The following is a 17,019-nucleotide window of genomic DNA, read 5'->3' on the forward strand; positions in this document are numbered from 1 at the left end:
TTCAACCGTGCGGCGAGTGGGGACAGGGCCGCATGACACAGACGGCGGCCGATCGATTTCCGACCCGGCACCTGCCCGGGGTGACCGTCCGCGAGCTGCCGGACCCGCCACGGTCGCCGTGGCGGATCATCGGGCCGGGCGTGATCGCCGCCGGTGTGGGGCTGGCGTCGGGTGAGTTCGTGCTCTTCCCGTACATCGCGTCACAGGTCGGGCTGGTCTTCCTCTGGGCGGCGGCGGTCGGCATCGTCACCCAGTACTTCCTCAACATGGAGATCGAGCGGTACACGCTCGCGACCGGCGAGACCGCGCTGACCGGCTTCTCCCGCTTCTGGCGGCACTGGGGCCTGGTCTTCGCGATCATGGTGTACTTCGCCAACCTGTGGCCCGGCTGGTCGACCAGCTCGGCGACCATGGTCACCTACCTCTTCGGCGGCGACGCCACCTGGATCGCGGTGGGCATGCTGCTGGTCATCGGCGCCACGCTCACGCTCGCGCCGGTGGTCTACAACGCGCTGGAACGCGTCGAGTTCGTCAAGGTCGCGCTCGTCGTGATCTTCATCGTGGTGGCGATCGCGTTCGCCATCTCCGCCGACGCCTGGGGCGAGCTGCCGAGGGCGGCCACCGCTCCCGAGTTCCCCGCCGAGCTGGGCTTCGCGCTCATGCTCTCCGCGCTGGTCTTCGCCGGGGCCGGTGGCGGGCAGAACCTCTGCCAGAGCAACTGGATCCGGGACAAGCGCTACGGCATGGGCGCGTACGTGCCCCGCCTGGTCAGCCCGGTCACCGGCCAGGTGGAGGCGGCCGCGGGCGGCGGCGGGTACGTCTTCGAGCCGACCGAGGAGAACCTCAGCCGCTGGCGCCGGTGGTGGAAGCTCGCCAACCAGGAGCAGCTCGCCACGTTCGTACTGATCTCGTTCGTGACGATCGTGCTGATGTCGCTGCTCGCCTACTCCACCGTGTACGGCGTGTCCGGCCTGGAAAACAGCGTCTCGTTCCTGGAGGTCGAGGGCGAGCGGCTGAAGGAGGTCGTGGGCGGCTGGTTCGGCACGCTCTTCTGGGTGATCGGCGCGCTCTCGCTCTTCGCCGCCGCGATGGGGATCGTCGACTACACCAGCCGGCTCGCCGCGGACGTGCTCAAGACCTCGTACCTGCGCCGGACCTCGGAGAACAAGCTCTACTTCGGACTCGTGTGGGGCCTGGTGGCGATCGGCTGCGGCATCCTCGTCGCCGGCTTCGACCAGCCGCTGCCGCTGCTCGTCATCTCCGCCTGCGTCGGCGGGCTGATGATGTTCTTCTATTCGATCCTGCTGCTGGCGCTGAACCGCAAGGTGCTGCCAAGGCAGATCCGGCCGCGCGCCTACCGCGTCGCGGCTCTGATCTGGTCGGTGCTCCTCTTCGGTGTCTTCTCCGCGCTCACGGTCTGGCAGCAGGGCGAACGGCTGCTCGACTGGCTGCGCTGAGCGTGCGACCGGGGGCACGCCCAAAACGCGCCCCCGGTCGCGTGCCTCAGCCGGCTAAACGATCTCCTCGGGGCGTGGTTTGCGGACCACCTCCCGATACTTCGGATGGCTGGCGCCGTACAGCGCGAAGTTGAGCTTGGCCTCGCTCAGCGTGAGGTCGCCATTGGGACCTCCCACGGCGACGAACGCTCCCGGATCCGCCTGAGCCGGATCGGTCCAGAAGCAGACCGGGCATGTCACGCACCCGGTCCGGTAACCACAACATGGACAGCGGCTTACGACCGATGCCTGACCCTTACCACCCACGCACCCTAGCCTTTCACGCCACCCGTCCCCGGCGTAACCCGGGGACGGGTGGATGAGTGGGCGATCTTTCAGCTACACGTGGCCCCATTCAGGGTGAAAAGGCCAGGTAGCGGGTTGGGTCCACTGGTCGTCGCGTTGAAGCCGAACGTCTTCGAGGCGCCCGGTTCGATGCGTCGGTTGTGCGACTGGTTCTTGGCGGTCACGGTGGCGCCGGACTGGGTTGTGTCCGCAAGCCACGACTGAGTCACCTTTTGTCCACCTAGGAACGCCCAGCGCAGCGCCCAGCCGTCGATCGCCGCGGTACCCGTGTTGGTCACCGTGGCCTGCGCGGTGAACCCGCCGGACCAACTGCCGTGCACGACGTAGCTGACCTGGCAGCGGGTCGCCGGCACGGGGCCGGCCGCGCCCTGGTCGGCCAGGAAGGAGGCGACCCAGGCCAGGGCCGAGTTCCAGTTGATCGCCACCTCGTTGGTCGCGTACGACTCGATGTGGTCGACGTAGCAGAACATCGGCTTGCACCCGTCGAGCAGCTGCTTGGCGTACGGGTCGTCGAGGCTGGCGTTCGCCCCGCCCGCGATCGAGCCGGCCGGCGGATGTGGCAGCGAGGCGTCCGCCTGGTTGGCGAAGATCCGGCTGTGCTGGTTCTCCGACGCCTTCTCGCCCCAGCCGGTCACGTACGACTGGTTGAGCGCGTTGCGGCCGAGGATGTAGTCGATCCCCCGCACCGCGCCATCCCGGTACTTCGCATCGCCGGAGAGGTCGAACGCGGTGGCCAGGACGACCATGTTGTTGAGGATGTTGCTGTTGGCGCCCCAGAAGTAGGCGCCGGCGTGGCCGGGCATCGGCAGCCCGTACGCCTGGCCCGCCTGGGTCGCGAGGTGCTGGTCCGCGGCGGCGAGCACCGAGGCGCGCAGCCGGGCCCGCTCGGCGGCCGGCAGTCCACTCGGGACGGTGGCCAGGTCGAGGCGGCCGAGCGCGGCGGTGCTGCCCCAGCCGAAGCCGTTCGCGCCGAAGACCTCGTCGCTCGTGTGGTGCGGCGACGCGGTGACATCCGCGAGGTACGCGGCCTCGCCGGTGGTCAGGTAGAGCTCGGCGGCCGCCCAGTAGAACTCGTCGGTCACGTCGTTGTCGCTGTAGGTCCCGCCGCCGTTGCCGTCCTGCGGGTCGGCGTACACGGCGGGGTTCGCCTTGGCGGCCGCGTACGCCGTCTTCGCCGCGGTCAGCGCGCTGGCCGCGAACGCCGCGTCGTACGGTGCGAAGAGGCGAGCGCCCTGCGCGGCCGTGGCGGCGAGGTTGAGCGTGGCGGCCGTGGACGGCGCGTGCAGCTCGCGCTGCTGCGGGTCGTCATGGGGCAGCATCGGGATGCCGGTCCAGTTGGCGTCGTGCATCTTGTGGTGCGCCATGCCGGCGCGCGGCTTGCCGGCCGGCACCTGCATCCGCATGAGAAACTCCAGCTCCCACCGGGCCTCGTCGAGCACGTCCGGCACGCCGTTGCCCCGCTCGGGCACGCGCAGGCTGCCGTCGCCGAGCGCCGCGCCGCCGCCGGCCGTCGGAGCGGTCTTGGTCCGCTCGAACGTGCTGAGCAGTTGGGCCGTCGCGATGCCGCCGTTGACGACGTACTTGCCGTGGTCGCCGGCGTCGTACCAGCCGCCGCGCACGTCCAGCCGGTAGTCGCAGACACCGGCCTGGCAGGGTACGTCGGTGTCGCCCTTGTTCGGCGCCACGCCGAGGTGGCCGGCCGGGCGGGCGTACTCCTCGCCGATCAGGTCGCCACGGATCTCGATGCCGCTGCGCTGGGCGTAGAAGAACTGGAGCGCGTCCGAGCGGAGCCGCTTGAAGACGTCCGCGGCGATGTCGAACGGATGGCTGGTCTCGCCGTCGGCGGTCAGCGTGTACCCGCTGCCGGCGGTGCCGAACGAGGTGAAGTCGACCGTGTGCACGGCCTGCCCGGAGGCCTGGTCGGTGCCGCGCGGCGTGGTCTGGCCGCTGGCCACGACGGTGCCGGCCGCGTTCTTGAGCTGCCACGGCAGCGCCCCGGTGGCGTCGGTGACGACCGTGGCGCCCTTCGGGCCGGTCGGGAGGTAGCCGACCTGGTTGACCCGCACGCGTGGGCCGGTCTCCGGCACGTACGGCGGCTCCTCCTCGCCGCCGAGCAGCGAGACGTTGTCGAGGCAGAAGGTGTACGCGCCCGCGTTGGCCCCCACCTGGAACGCCACCTGCGCCTGGTCGGTGTCGGCCGGCGCGGTGAAGGTGAACTCAAGCCGCTGGGTCTCCCCGGTCAGCTGCACGTCCCGGCTGAAGTACCCCGTGTACGGGTCGACGCCGAGCTGTACCGCCGCGCGGACGGTGGCGCCGGGCGCGGCCGAGGCGTCGAAGGCGAACGTGTACGCGGAGCCGGCGACCAGCGGCACGCCGTTCTGCCCCACGCCCGCGTCCCAGGGGTTGGCCAGCCCGCCGGGCACCTCGGAGCAGAGCTTGCCGTCGAGCACGGCGGTCGAGGTGGTGCCGTACGAGTACCAGCCGGAGGTGCCGTCGTCGAAGTCGCCGTTCTCGATCTGCTCGGGCGCCCCGCCGCTCCCGCCGGAGGTGTCGCTGGTGAGCGAGACGTCGTCGAGGCAGAACGTGAACGGCTCGGCCGAGCCACCGAGCTGGAACGTGAAGACGCCGTTGTCGGAGTCGAGCGAGCCGCTGAAGTCGTACTCGAAGGTCTGGGGCGTGGTCGTGAGGGCGACGTCGCGGGACAGGACCGTGGTGTACGGCACCTCGTCGAGCTGGACGTTCGCGCGGACGGTGACCGACGCGGTGGCGGAGGCGGTGAAGGTCAGCCGGTACGCGTCGCCGTCGACGAGCGGGATGCCGCCGTGGCCGATGCTGGCCTCCCACGGGTTGGCCTGGCCGCCCGGCACATCGGCGCAGAGGCGGTCGCCGACCGAGGCGATGGGCGTGTTGTCGGTGGCCCACCAGGGGGCGGTGGAGCCCTCGAACGTGCCGTTGTCTATGTGCTCGACCACCTCGGCGTGGGCCGTGGCGGTCAGCGCGGTGGTGGTCAGGAGGGCTGCGGCGGCGACCCCGAGGGCCCGTTTCCACAGTCTTGTCGAGGCGGGCCGGAGTCCACGCGGCGCGCGGCGCGTACTGGCGTTGGTGGGGCGTCGGGTCACGGCGGATCCCTTCGGATTCTGGGAGCGCTCCCAATTGGCCATCGATGTTGCCAGCGCGTTTCGCTGATGTCAATCGATGTCTTGGACGCCCGGTGAACCGCACCGCACTCTCCCGACCACCGCAGAAACAAATAGGAATTTAAGCTCATATCGGGCGGGACCGGTGATCTACTAGAGACATCCAAACGTCGCCCTGGCAGGCTCCCAGCCATGACCCTGAAGCTGCGCTACGCGGCGGTGAGCGATACCGGCCTGATCCGGAGCGCAAACCAGGACTCGGTGCACGCCGGGCCACGCCTGCTCGCCGTCGCCGACGGCATGGGCGGGATGGCCGCCGGCGACCTTGCCAGCCGCATTGTGATCGAGTCCGTGGCGCCGCTGGACCGGGAGATTCCCGACGACGGGTTGATCGACGCGCTGCGCGAGGCGCTCGCCACCGCCAACGGCCGCATCCGCGCCGCCGTCGCCGAAGACCCCAGCCGCGACGGCATGGGCACCACGCTCACGGCCCTGCTCTTCACCGGCACCGCCCTGGCGCTCGGGCACGTCGGCGACTCCCGCGCGTACCTGCTGCGTGACGGTCAGTTGCAGCAGATGACCAGAGACGACACGTTCGTGCAGATGCTGGTCGACGAGGGCGTGATCACCCCGGAGCAGGCCAGCCACCATCCGCGGCGGGCGGTGGTGACCCAGGCGTTGCAGGGCGGCGACGCCACTCCGGCGTACACGTTCATGCGCCCCACCGCCGGTGACCGGTGGATGCTGTGCAGCGACGGCCTGTCCAATGTGGTCAGCGCGGAGACGCTCGCGGAGACGCTGTCGGGCTACCCCGACCCGGGCGACTGCGCCCGCCGGCTGGTCGATCTCGCCCTGCGCGCCGGCGGCCCCGACAACATCACCGTCGTGGTGGCGGACGTGGCCGAGAAGGGCTGACCGGCGCCCGGTCGCTGGTGGTGGTCGCGCCCCCGCCCTGGCGCGTTTTTGGGGCGTAGCCGGGGATGCTCCGACCCGATACCGTTCCGTCCATGCATCCCGGCTCGCCACCCCGACCCCCTCAGCAGCCGCCGCCCCCGACCACCAGCAGCCAGGTCGGTGCCACCCTCCCGATCCTCGTCGGCGGGCTCGCACTGCTGCTGATCGCCGGCATCATCGCCGGTGCGATGATCGTGTCGTCCAATCTCGAAAACGACGGCGGTCCGCGTCTGCCGGTGGCAGCCTCCCCCTCCGCGACCGCCCTCCCGTCGTCCACGCTCTCGCCGGGCGACGCGATCTCGGAGTCGGAGTCCGCGGCGCCGTCCGAGTCGCCCTCGCCGGAGCCGTCCACTTCGGAGGATCCGCTGCACGACTCGTGCGTCATCGGCACCTGGCGGGAGACCTCGCACGACAGCGACACGACGATCGACGGCGTGCGCATGCGGCTGCACAGTTGGGGCGCGACCCAGCACTTCAAGGCAGACGGCACGCTCACCATCAACTACGGCAGTGGCGTCAACGCCCGCGCGAAGGTCAACAACCGCACGTACGAGGTCATCTCCTCCGGCATGCTCACGTACAACTGGCAGACCAGCCGTGGCCAGATCCTCTACAGCAACGCCAAGTCGCAGGGCACGGTGGTGTGGCGGCAGAGCGGCAAGGAGACCAGCCGCACGCCGCTGAGCGGCAGCATCGACCCGGAGCGCTACACGTGTACCGGCGACTCGCTGCGCCAGTTCGGCCCGACCTGGACGATCGAGCTCAAGCGGATCAACTCGTCACCGGTGTAAACGGTCGCCACTCCCGGACACTCGCGACGGCGACGCCGGGAGTGGCGAGGTACGGGTCCCGCTTCAGCAGCCGCTCCACGTCATCCCGACCCGGCACGTCGAAGACGACCACCGCGCCGGAGTCGTCGGCGAGCGGCCCCGCCATCCGCACGACGCCCCGCTCGCAAAGGCTGGCGAGCAACCGCCGATGGGCGGAGCGGGCCTGGAGGCGCTCGGCGGTCGGCGCCAGGCTGAGTTCCACGATCCACATGCCCCGGACGCTACGACCGTGCCCGGCTCGGTTGCTGTATCACTGGATACATGACCTCGCTCGGCACGATCCCCGCCTTCGGGACGCTGTCGCCGGCGACACTCGAGGCCCTGACCGCCGCCAGCCGCCCGGTGTCGTACCACCCCGGCGAGGTGATCCCCCGCGACGGCGACGTGCTCCTCCTGATGAGCGGCGCGGTGGTCAGCGCCCATGCGGACGCCTCCGGCACCAAGGTGTGGCCGGCACGCTCGCGACCGACGCCGCGCCCGGCGAGATCGCGTGGCGCGGCTCGCAGGAGGCGCTGGCCCGGATCCTCGGCCTGAGCCGCGTCACCGTCAACCGCACTCTCCGCCGCCTGACCGACTCGTCGGCGATCGCCATCACCCGGAGCGGCGTGGCGATCCGCGACCCGCGCGCCCTGCACGAGATCGCCGCACGCGGCGCCACCGCCCACGACGCCTGAACCGCAGACCCCGCCGCCGGCCTCCCGGCTCACCGTGCCTCGCGCCCTCGTCCGCGCAACGCAGTGATCCGGTGCGTGCCCGCCAATGCAAGGTCTGTCAGCCCGGACGCGCTTCGGCTTCGGGAGGTCTCCGTTCACGCGAGAGACCTCCCGATACGCGATCAACCGTCCGCCGGACGGTGGGTCGGAGTCAGCCGAGCTGCTCGTCGACCATGCACCACCGCCAGCTCTCGCCCGGTTCGAAGGACCGGATCACCGGATGACCGGTGGCGCGGTGGTGTGCGGTCGCGTGCTTGGCGGGCGACGAGTCGCAGCAGCCGACGCGGCCGCAGGTGAGGCAGAGCCGCAGGTGTACCCAGTCGTGGCGGCCGGACTCCAGGCAGTCCTGGCAGCCCTCCGTGCTCTGCGGCTCCACCGTGCCAGCCTCAGCGAGATGCGTACAGCTCATCGCAACCACGCTCCGCCGCTCGGCGCGCATCCGCCGCCGTAGCCGAGGCCCGTAGCCTCGCGACTCCCACTCATTAGTCCTCCGTCGTTCGCTGCAGCAAAGACTCCTCCAGGTCCAGGTCGCGCTGTGCCCGGCGGAGCACCTCTTCGGCGATGCGTCCCTCGTCTCGGGCGGACCGGAACACCTCGCGCTCGGCGTCGATCATCTCGCGGCGCAGCCGCCCGTACGCGCGGGAGGGCGTCTCCGACGGGCCGAGTCGCTCCCACGCCTTGTTGGCGCGGTGCTCGGCGAGTTCCCGCAACCGATCGACCGTACCCGCCGGCGCGCTTTCGGCGAGTTGGTCGAGCCGGTCGCGGGCCGCGCGGCTGGCCGCGTTCTGCACGGCGGCCTCGGCGAGCGTGTCCTCGTTGGGGTCGTCCGGCGGTATGCGCAGGCGGCGCGCGTACCAGGGCAGGGTCGCCCCCTGGAGCACGAGCGTCACCACGATCACCGCGAACGCGAGCCAGACGAAGAGCGCCCGGGGGTACGCCACCTCGTCCGGCCTGGGCAGGGCGAGCGCGGCGGCCAGCGTGACCACGCCGCGCATCCCGGCCCAGCCCACCACCGCCGGGTAGCTGGCCGGCGGGAGCGGGTCGCGGCGGCGCACGCGCGGGATGAGCCGAGCGAGGTACACGGTCAGGAAGATCCACAGGAAGCGGGTCCCGATCAGCGTCCCGACGACCGCCCCGGTGATCTCGATGACCTCGATCCACGGCGTCTTCATACTCCGCAGGACATCGCGCAGTTGTAGGCCGACCAGCAGGAAGACCATGCCCTCCAGCAGGAAGCGGGCGATCCGCCAGAACCCCTCGGTCTGCAACCGGGAGGCCGCCGACATCAGCTTGGGAATCCGGTGCCCCAGGTAGAGGCCGGCGACCACGACCGCGACCACGCCGGAGGCCCCCACCACCTCGGCGGGGAGCACGATGAGGAACGGCGTGAGCAGCGACAGTGCCGTGTCCATCAGCGGGTCCTTGATCCGCTTGTGCACGTACGCGAACACCAGCGCACCGACCACGCCGATCGCGATGCCACCACCGGCCGCGAGCGCCACCTCGGTGGCCACGTTGAAGAACCCCACCGCGGCGCCGGTCGCGGCCGCCACCGATACCCGCAGCAGCACCAGCGCGGTGGCGTCGTTGATCAGGCTCTCGCCCTCGAGGATCGTCACGACCCGCCGGGGCAACCGCACCCTCCGGGCGATCGCCGTGGCCGCGATCGCGTCGGGCGGCGCGACCACCGCGCCGAGGGCCACGCAGATGGCGTACGGCACGCCGGGCAGCATCAGGTGCAGCACGGTGCCGACGAGGAACGCGGTAACGACGACCAGCCCGATCGCGAGCAGCAGGATCGGGCGCAGGTTGAACCGGAAGGCCGGCACCGACGTCTCGACCGCGGCCACGTACAGCAGCGGCGGCAGGATGCCAACCAGCGCCAGGTGCGGATCGAGGTGCACCTCGGGCACGAACGGGAGGAACGACAGGCCGAGCCCGGCGATCACCAGCACGATCGGGGCGAGCAGCCCGAGCCTGCGGGCCAACGCGGTGCCGATCACCGCGATCGCCACCAGTCCGACGACCTCCGCCAGCCCGTCCATGGGCTGAGCTTAGGGCGGTGAGGGTACGCCCACCGCCAGCCCGCGAGGTTCGCTAGAGTAATCAGGCCGTTGCTGTCAGCCACCGAGACATCCGGGGATTGCCGCGATGCGCCGACGCTTGACGACCCTTCTGCTCGCCCTCACCGCGATCGTGGCCCTCGCCTGCGAGGAGGGCAGTGCGGGCGGGCGAGGGCGGGAGACGCCGAAGCCGTCCGACAGCGACCTACCGTCGTCCATGGCCGCGCTCGGCGACTCGATCTCCCTGGGCTTTGGCGCCTGCTTCACGATGAACCACTGCCAGCGGTGGTCCTGGTCGACCGGCGCGAGCCCGCAGGTCGACAGCCACTACCGGCGGCTGCGCGCGGACAACAAGGCGATCGACGACCAGGCGTCCAACTACTCCTCCCGGGGTGCCCGGGCCGCCGACCTGCCGGCCCAGGTCGACAAGGCGGTCGCCGCCAAGGTCGAATACGTGACCGTGCTGGTCGGCGCCAACGACATCTGCCGCGGCACGATCGACGACATGACGCCGGTCGCCGACTTCCGGCGAGCTGTCGACGCCGCGCTGGGCCGGCTGCGCAAGGGGCTGCCCAAGGCGCACCTGCTGGTGGTGAGCATCCCCGACCTCAACCGGCTCTGGGAGGTCGGGCACACCGAGCAGCGGGCGGTGCGGGCGTGGTCGCGCGGCATCTGCCCGGCACTGCTCGCCAATCCGACGTCGACCGCCGAGGCCGACGTGAGCCGCCGCTCAGCCGTGGCCACGCGGGTCGACGGATACAACTCGCAGCTCGGCGCCGCCTGCAAGGCGTACGGCAAGCTGTGCACGTACGACGGCGGCGCCGCTCACCGGGTCCGCTTCACGCTCAACATGATCAACCGGGTCGACTGGTTTCACCCCGACGTAGACGGCCAGCGCAAGCTCGCCGAGGTCACGTATCCTCGCCACTTCGCTGCCTAGGCACGCGCGGCGGCTGCCGGTAGAGCGCGGTGGTGCGCCGGGCCAGGTCCTTGGTCGCCGCCGAGTTGGCCCAGGTGCCGAAGACCACGCCGGCGCCCGGCACCACCTTGGCGACCATGCGCTTCGCGGCGCCGACGCCGGCCATCTGCGCCAGCTTGACGCCCAGCCGCAGGAAGGTGCGCCCGGCGGCGGTCGGCTGCCCGAAGAACGCGCCGGCCCGCTCGCGACCCGCCGCCACGCCCAGCGCCAGCCGCGCGGTCTCGGCGACCTTGTGCACCTTCTGGAGCACGAGCAGGTCGGAGGCGCGGTCGCCGTGCGTCGGGTCGACGCCGTACGCCGCGGCGAGGTGCAGCACCATGCGCGCCTGGGTCCAGGCGAGCACGCCCACGTCGACCACCGCGCCGGGCAGGCCGGCCGCACCGGAGACCGCGCCGGAGAGGCGGGCCAGGTTGACGAAGCGCCGCGTCGCGCGGCGGGCAAGCTCGTCCGGGGGTACGCCGGGCTGCCGCGCCCGGGACTGCTCGGCCCACCGCTTCGCCTCCGGGCCGAGCCGCCGCACCGCTTCGAGGGCGAGGTGCTCGGGCGCGTACTGCGGGTCGCTCTTCATGCGGTCCCACAGGCCGGCCGGTGGCTCGACCGGGCCGTCGTCCGCGGTGGGTTCCTCAGAAGCCGCCGCCTGCGGCTGAGGTTCGGTCACGGAGTCCTCCGGGGGGCGAGGGGGTCCTTACCATATTGCCCGGAAGTGACCACCCCTCGTCTCCCCGGAGGGCGTCGGCTCGTCCCCGCGCGGGTCAGCCGTTGCCGACGCCCTGGTCCAGCAGGCCCTGCACGATCGCGGTCGCGGCCGGCTCGTGCTTGGCGTACGCCTCGGGGTACGCCGAGACCTGCACCGCCTGGGCGGCGTACGTCAGCGGCATGCGGTCCCAGCCGGGCACCTGCAGCAGCCCCTGGTAGAACTTCATCGCCGCGTACTCCGGCTGCATCAGGCTCGCCACCGGACCCCAGCCGGTGCTGGTGCGCTGCTGGAAGAGGCCGACCGAGTCGTGGTCCCAGCCGGTGCCCTGGTGCGGATACTGCTTGGACTCGGGCAGCACCTCGCTGGCCCGGTTGAGCAGCGTGCTCTCCTGCATCGCGGTGGCGACGGCGATGACCATGCCGCGCTCGGGTACGCCGTGCTTCGCGCCGGTCCGCACGATCGCGGCGGCGTTGTCGGTCTGTACCTGCGAGAGGCCGGCGACGGGGGTGACCTTGGCGGGGGCCTTCTTCGGCGCCGCCTCCTCCTTGGCCGGCGCCTTCTCCGGGGCCTTTTCCGGAGCCTTTTCCGGGGCCTTCTCCGGAGCCGCCTCATCCTTGGCGGCGGGCTTCTGCTCGGCACCGTCCTTCGTGGACTCCTTCTGGTCGGCGCCGGTCGCGTCGGCCTTGTCGGCGTCGAGGGCATCGGCCGAGCCGACGTCTGCGCGCTCGGCCCGGGAGGCCGGCGCCTCGGCCGCCCTGTCCCGCTCCGCCTGCGCGTGGGCGGCGATGACCGGGGAGACAACGGTCGCCGGGCCACTCGTCGCGGCGCCGGTCTCGGCGAATGCGGCGAACCCGAGGACGCCGATCACGCCGGTGGCGACTGTGAGCCGCACCTTGCGGGCGTTGAGCTGGGACCTGATCTGCGTCCAGTCGCGGGCGCGGAGCCAGGCGGGCACGTCGGTGGCCCACTGCTTCGCACGCCCCTCAACTACGGAGGGCAATGTCCGCGCCCAGGACGTCGTCTGCGCCCATGACGGAACGTGAAGGTGGCGAGGTACCTGGTGCCGGTCGGGGGATGCGCCATCAGCCGAACGGTCAGTGGGGGCTGCGGCGCCGGACTGGGGGATCTTGGTGTCGTCGTCACGCATCCAGCGAGGTTAGACATGCCCTCCCGCGATCACACACAGTGATTTTGTGAGCCGCACCACTTTGCTGGTTCCTAAATTCGGTCACCCAGCGTCACCGACGCGTGCGAGGGCGACAACCTCGCCAGACCGGCAAGTCGGGTATGCACTGAGAGTCATGACAAGACAGGAGATATCCTCTCCCGTCAATGATCAAAAAGCGACATGCCTCTACCTCCACCGTTCGGGGGATGCAACCTAGACCTCCCGCAACCCGTACGGAGGAACGGATCCAACACGCAGTAGTCGTATGTAGACACAGAGTAGTGGTGCCGTCGGGGCTAGGGTCGGGCGGTGCGTGACCTCCGCCACCTGCCGAAGGCCAACCTCCACCTCCACCTGACCGGCTCGATGCGCCCGGAGACGCTCACCGAGCTGGCCGACCGGTACGGCATCCCCGTCCCCCCGCCCCTCGCCCCCGGCGTGACGCACGGCTGGGCCGCGTTCCAGACCCGCTACGACGCGGCGCGCGCCGCCCTGCGTACCGCGCAGGACATCGCCCGGGTCGTGGCCGAGGCCGCCGCGGACGACGCGGCCGACGGTGCGGGGTGGCTGGAGATCCAGGTCGACCCCACCTCGTACGCCGAGCGGCTCGGCGGTCTGGAGCCGGTGGTCGAGGCGGTACTCGCCGGCGCGCGGGGCGGCCCGACCGGTGTGGTCCTGGCGGCGAGCTGGGCCCGCCCGCCGGAGGAGGCGGTACGGATCGCCCGCCTCGCCGCCCGGTACGTCGGCGCCGGGGTCGTGGGCTTCGGACTCTCCAACGACGAGCGTCGCGGGCGCGTGGCCGACTTCGCGCCCGCCTTCCGGATCGCGGCCGAGGCGGGGCTGCTGGCGGTGCCGCACGGGGGCTTCTACGAGCCGTCCTGGCACGTACGCGACTGTGTGAACACGCTCGGCGCCACGCGGGTCGGCCACGGCGTGACCGCCTGCACCGACCCCGGCACGCTCGACCTGCTCGCCGCGAAGGGCGTCGCGCTGGAGGTGTGCCCCACGTCATACCCGCCGCTGGGCGTCATCGCCGAGTTCGCCGCGCTCCCGCTGCGTACCCTGCTCGACGCCGGCGTCCGGGTCGCCCTCGGCAGCGACGACCCGCTGCTGTTCCCGGGCGGCCTGCACCGGCAGTACGAGATCGCCCGCGACGAGCTGGGCTGCACCGACGACGACCTGGCGGTGCTTGCCCGACATTCGGTCGAGGCGTCCGCGGCACCGCCGGAGGTACGGCGGCGGCTCGCGGTGGGAATCGACCGCTGGGTCGCCGGGGTTTAATTACGGAGTAGCAGTTTCTCTTCACGAGGAGGACCGGTGCTCGATCCGCATGGCCTGTACGAGCTGGCCGAGGACGTGCCCGAGCTGGGCCGGCCGGTGCTGGTGCAGGCGCTGAGCGGCTTCGTCGACGCGGGCAACGCCGTCCGGCTGGCGCGTGAGCACCTCCTGAAGACGCTCGAGTCCCGTTCCGTGGCCACGTTCGACATCGACCAGCTGCTCGACTACCGGTCCCGCCGCCCTCCGATGATCTTCATAGAGGACCACTGGGAGTCGTACGAGGCGCCCAAGCTGGAGCTGCACCTGCTGCACGACGACGCCGGCACGCCCTTCCTGCTGCTCACCGGCCCCGAGCCCGACCTTCAGTGGGAGCGGCTCGTGGCCGCGCTGACCGCGGTGGTCGAGCGGTTCGGCGTGCGGCTGACCGTGGGGCTCAACGCGATCCCGATGGCCGTCCCGCACACGCGCCCGACCGGCATCACCGCCCACGGCACGCGGCGCGAGCTGGTCGCCGGCTACGAGCCGTGGCTCCAGCGCGTGCAGGTGCCGGGGAGCGCCGGCCACCTGTTGGAGTTCCGCCTCGGGCAAAAGGGGCACGACGCGATGGGCTTCGCCGCGCACGTGCCGCACTACCTCGCCCAGGCCGAATACCCCGCGGCCGCCGAGCAGCTGCTGACCTCGGTTTCCAAGTCGACCGGGCTGCTGCTCCCCACCGAAGGGCTGCGCTCGGCGTCGGACGACGTGCGCGCCGACATCGACCAGCAGATCGCCCAGACCGCCGAGGCGGCCGAGCTGGTGCGGGCGCTGGAAGAGCAGTACGACGCCTTCACCCGTGGCCGCCAGCGCGGCGCCAACCTCCTCGCCGACAGCGGCCCGCTGCCGACCGCGGAAGAGCTCGGCGCCGAGCTGGAGCGCTTCCTCGCCGAGCAGGGCAAGTCGGGAGACTCAGGGCCGGGTCAGTGACCATGCCCGCACGCCGCCGATGATGCCGGCGGTGTTGGGCACCACGACCACGTCGTCGCCCATCTTGGCGAGCTGCTCGGGGCGGATCCGCCGGGCGTTGCCGCCGCCGATGTAGAGCCGGTCCCACAGGAAGACCGGCCGCAGCCCGTCGACGATCGTGCGGATCCGGCGCGACCAGAAGGCGTCGCCCAGGCGCCGCCGCTCGTGCTCGCCGATGTACGTGTCGTAGCTCATCCCCCACCGCACCGGCGCCTGGGAGAACTCAAGGTGCGGCGCGAGGATGCCGCCGTCGAAGAGGGCCCAGCCGAGCCCGGTGCCGAGCGTCAGCACCAGCTCCAGCCCGGTGCCGGCGACCACTCCCGCGCCGTGCACCTCGGCGTCGTTGAGCACGAGCGTGGGCATGTCGAAGGCGCCGGTGAGGGCGGTCCGGGCGTCGAAGCCCGCCCACTGCCCGACGAGGTCCGGGTCCACCTTCGTGCGGGGGCCGTTGCGGGTCACGTAGTGCGGGGTCGCCACCACCACGCCGTGCCGGATCATCCCTGGCATCCCCACCGTGGCCCGCTCGGCGGTGGGCAGCTCGCCCGCGAGGTCGCTGAGGGTCTGCACGAAGAGGGAGGGCGGCAGGGGGTACGGCGTCGGCACGCGCACCGGCTGGGCCCGCATCGTGCCCGCCTCGTCCAGTACGGACGCCTTGATGCCGCCCCCGCCACAGTCGATCGCCAGCGTGGTAGTCACAGGGACAGTGTGCCCGCATCCGGGCCGCGATCATGCGCGTCGCGGCCCGGTCAGGTTGCCGGACCCCGCGGCCGGCCTGGACCGCGGGATCCGGCGCGGGTCAGGCGTTCGCGCACACCGTCCCGTTGAGACGGAACTCCGCCGGGCGGTTGTTGGTGCCGCTGTAGCTGGCCTGGAAGCCGAAGGTCGCGTTGCCGTTCGTCGGGATGGACGCGTTCCAGCCGACATTTCGCGCGGTCACGCCGGCGCCGCTCTGCGTGACCTGGGCGTTCCAGGCGTTGGAGATGACCTGGTTGCCGGGGAAGTTCCAGGTGAGCGACCAGCCGTTGACCGCCGAGCCCCGGTTGGTCACCGTGACGTTGGCGGTGAAACCGTTGCTCCACTGGTTCACCTGGTACGCCACCGTGCAACTGCCGCTGACCGGCGGCGTGGTGGGCGGCGTCGTCGGCGGGGTGGTGGGCGGCGTCGTCGGCGGGGTGGTGGGCGGCGTCGTCGGCGGGGTGGTGGGCGGCGTGGTCGGCGGCGTCGTGGGGGGCGTGGTCGGCGGGGTCGTGGGGGGCGTGGTCGGCGGGGTGGTCACCGTGCCCACCGGCGGGAAGCGCAACACGCGGTCGTCGTTGGCGGCGGGCTGGCCACGGCCGTCGCGGTTGCTGGTGGCGACCCAGAGCCAGCCGTCCGGACCGACGGCGACGGTGCGCAGCCGCCCGTACTGCCCCTGGAGCTCGGCGGTCGGGTTGCCCGCGGTGCCGCCGCTGCCGTTGAGCGGCACCTTCCACAGCCGGGCGCCGCGCAGCGCGGCCACGATCAGCGTGTTGCCGTCGACGGTCGCCCCGCTGGGCGATGCCTCGGCGGTGGTCCACTGCACGATCGGGTCGCGGAAGCGCGGGTCGCCGGCCCGCCCCTCGACCGTCGGCCAGCCGTAGTTTCCGCCCGGCACGATGTGGTTGACCTCGTCCCAGGTGTTCTGCCCGAACTCGCTGGCGTACAGCCGGCCGGAGGAGTCCCAGGCCAGCCCCTGTACGTTGCGGTGGCCGAGGCTGTATACGAGCGAGCCGGCGGTGGGGTTGTCCGGCGGGGTGCTGCCGTCCGGCCGCATCCGCAGGATCTTGCCGTTGCGGCTCTGCGCGTTCTGCGCGCTGGCGGTGTTGCCGGCGTCGCCGACGCCCGCGTAGAGCATGCCGTCCGGCCCGAAGGCGATCCGCCCGCCGTCGTGGATGCTCGCCCGCGCCAGCCCGGTGAGGATCGGCGTCTGGGTCTGCGGGTTGGCGAGCGTGAAGCGGACGATCCGGTTGTCCGAGGCGGAGGTGAAGTACGCGTAGACGAAGGCGTCCTGCGCGTAGGTCGGCGAGACCGCGAGCCCCAGCAGGCCGGCCTCGCCGGTCGCCGAGACGCCACTGATCGTGGCCACCTGCTGTGCCTGGCCGCCACCGGCCGGGATGCGCAGCACGCGACCGCTGTTGCGCTCGCTGACCAGCGCGCTGCCGTCGGGCAGGAACGCCAGCCCCCACGGCACGGTCAGCCCACTGGCCGCGGTCTGCGGGCGGCTGAAGTCGAAGTTTCCGTTGGCGAGTGTGGTTATCGGGTCCGCGGCGGACGTGGTCGCCGCCGCGGCCAGGCCGGCGCCGCCGGCGGTCGCCACGACGGCGGCAAGTGCGATGACGAGACGGGTACGCACGGCGATCTCCTAGCTGCTGAGCCGG

General features: G+C 71.7%; 16 protein-coding genes. 7 read left to right on the forward strand and 9 right to left on the reverse strand.

The window, feature by feature from the left end:
* The first annotated feature begins 32 nt into the window (after positions 1 to 32).
* Complete coding sequence (locus ACFFIA_RS05080) at positions 33 to 1,457, forward strand: Nramp family divalent metal transporter (protein ID WP_377246111.1); 1,425 nt, start codon at positions 33 to 35, stop codon at positions 1,455 to 1,457.
* 54 nt (positions 1,458 to 1,511) lie between these two features.
* On the opposite strand, the gene ACFFIA_RS05085 is transcribed toward ACFFIA_RS05080, so the two are convergent.
* Both ACFFIA_RS05085 and ACFFIA_RS05090 read right to left on the reverse strand, forming a co-directional pair.
* Complete coding sequence (locus ACFFIA_RS05085) at positions 1,512 to 1,763, reverse strand: CPCC family cysteine-rich protein (protein ID WP_377246114.1); 252 nt, start codon at positions 1,761 to 1,763, stop codon at positions 1,512 to 1,514.
* A 68-nt stretch (positions 1,764 to 1,831) separates the two neighbouring features.
* Positions 1,832 to 4,921 carry a glycoside hydrolase family 9 protein gene (locus ACFFIA_RS05090; RefSeq protein ID WP_377246117.1) on the reverse strand — a complete coding sequence of 1,030 codons (3,090 nt, stop codon included), beginning with the start codon at positions 4,919 to 4,921 and terminating at the stop codon, positions 1,832 to 1,834.
* Positions 4,922 to 5,131: 210 nt separating this feature from the next.
* On the opposite strand from ACFFIA_RS05090, the gene ACFFIA_RS05095 reads away from it, so the two are divergent.
* Together ACFFIA_RS05095 and ACFFIA_RS05100 are read left to right on the forward strand one after the other, a co-directional pair.
* On the forward strand, positions 5,132 to 5,854 hold the full coding sequence (locus ACFFIA_RS05095) for a PP2C family protein-serine/threonine phosphatase (protein WP_377246120.1): 723 nt from the start codon (positions 5,132 to 5,134) through the stop codon (positions 5,852 to 5,854).
* Between the two features lie 92 nt (positions 5,855 to 5,946).
* Positions 5,947 to 6,684, forward strand: coding sequence for a hypothetical protein (locus tag ACFFIA_RS05100; RefSeq protein WP_377246123.1), 738 nt, complete (start codon positions 5,947 to 5,949; stop codon positions 6,682 to 6,684).
* Here the strand turns inward: ACFFIA_RS05100 and ACFFIA_RS05105 are convergent.
* On the reverse strand, positions 6,665 to 6,934 hold the full coding sequence (locus tag ACFFIA_RS05105; RefSeq protein ID WP_377246126.1) for a YciI family protein: 270 nt from the start codon (positions 6,932 to 6,934) through the stop codon (positions 6,665 to 6,667). The genes ACFFIA_RS05100 and ACFFIA_RS05105 overlap by 20 nt on opposite strands.
* A gap of 235 nt (positions 6,935 to 7,169) precedes the next feature.
* On the opposite strand from ACFFIA_RS05105, the gene ACFFIA_RS05110 reads away from it, so the two are divergent.
* Positions 7,170 to 7,397, forward strand: a complete 228-nt coding sequence (locus ACFFIA_RS05110; protein ID WP_377246130.1) for a helix-turn-helix domain-containing protein — start codon at positions 7,170 to 7,172, stop codon at positions 7,395 to 7,397.
* Positions 7,398 to 7,587: 190 nt separating this feature from the next.
* Here the strand turns inward: ACFFIA_RS05110 and ACFFIA_RS05115 are convergent, their stop codons facing one another.
* Both ACFFIA_RS05115 and ACFFIA_RS05120 read right to left on the reverse strand, forming a co-directional pair.
* Positions 7,588 to 7,845: a UBP-type zinc finger domain-containing protein gene (locus ACFFIA_RS05115; RefSeq protein ID WP_377246133.1), complete on the reverse strand. Its 258-nt coding sequence runs from the start codon at positions 7,843 to 7,845 to the stop codon at positions 7,588 to 7,590.
* Positions 7,846 to 7,918: 73 nt separating this feature from the next.
* Entirely contained in the window at positions 7,919 to 9,481 is a 1,563-nt protein-coding gene (locus ACFFIA_RS05120) for a Na+/H+ antiporter (protein ID WP_377246137.1), read from the reverse strand.
* A gap of 106 nt (positions 9,482 to 9,587) precedes the next feature.
* Here ACFFIA_RS05120 and ACFFIA_RS05125 point away from each other — a divergent pair, with 106 nt between their 5' ends.
* Positions 9,588 to 10,439 carry an SGNH/GDSL hydrolase family protein gene (locus ACFFIA_RS05125; protein ID WP_377246140.1) on the forward strand — a complete coding sequence of 284 codons (852 nt, stop codon included), beginning with the start codon at positions 9,588 to 9,590 and terminating at the stop codon, positions 10,437 to 10,439.
* Here ACFFIA_RS05125 and ACFFIA_RS05130 read toward each other — a convergent pair.
* Both ACFFIA_RS05130 and ACFFIA_RS05135 read right to left on the reverse strand, forming a co-directional pair.
* Entirely contained in the window at positions 10,411 to 11,136 is a 726-nt protein-coding gene (locus ACFFIA_RS05130) for an EcsC family protein (RefSeq protein WP_377246143.1), read from the reverse strand. The genes ACFFIA_RS05125 and ACFFIA_RS05130 overlap by 29 nt on opposite strands.
* Positions 11,137 to 11,230: 94 nt before the next feature.
* Positions 11,231 to 12,175, reverse strand: coding sequence for a hypothetical protein (locus ACFFIA_RS05135; protein ID WP_377246146.1), 945 nt, complete (start codon positions 12,173 to 12,175; stop codon positions 11,231 to 11,233).
* Between the two features lie 477 nt (positions 12,176 to 12,652).
* On the opposite strand from ACFFIA_RS05135, the gene add reads away from it, so the two are divergent.
* Both add and ACFFIA_RS05145 read left to right on the forward strand, forming a co-directional pair.
* A complete protein-coding gene (add, locus tag ACFFIA_RS05140) occupies positions 12,653 to 13,624 on the forward strand; it encodes an adenosine deaminase (RefSeq protein ID WP_377246149.1) in 972 nt (323 codons plus the stop codon).
* Positions 13,625 to 13,660: 36 nt separating this feature from the next.
* The gene (locus tag ACFFIA_RS05145; protein ID WP_377246152.1) at positions 13,661 to 14,584 is read left to right on the forward strand and encodes a proteasome assembly chaperone family protein; all 924 of its coding nucleotides are present in this window, start codon (positions 13,661 to 13,663) and stop codon (positions 14,582 to 14,584) included.
* Here the strand turns inward: ACFFIA_RS05145 and ACFFIA_RS05150 are convergent.
* Complete coding sequence (locus tag ACFFIA_RS05150; protein WP_377246155.1) at positions 14,567 to 15,319, reverse strand: ROK family protein; 753 nt, start codon at positions 15,317 to 15,319, stop codon at positions 14,567 to 14,569. The two genes, ACFFIA_RS05145 and ACFFIA_RS05150, sit on opposite strands and share 18 nt — an antisense overlap.
* Positions 15,320 to 15,419: 100 nt before the next feature.
* Positions 15,420 to 16,994 carry a PQQ-dependent sugar dehydrogenase gene (locus ACFFIA_RS05155; RefSeq protein WP_377246158.1) on the reverse strand — a complete coding sequence of 525 codons (1,575 nt, stop codon included), beginning with the start codon at positions 16,992 to 16,994 and terminating at the stop codon, positions 15,420 to 15,422.
* Positions 16,995 to 17,019: the final 25 nt, after the last annotated feature.

The organism is Phytohabitans kaempferiae (assembly GCF_042433955.1).
Taxonomy (GTDB): domain Bacteria; phylum Actinomycetota; class Actinomycetes; order Mycobacteriales; family Micromonosporaceae; genus Phytohabitans; species Phytohabitans kaempferiae.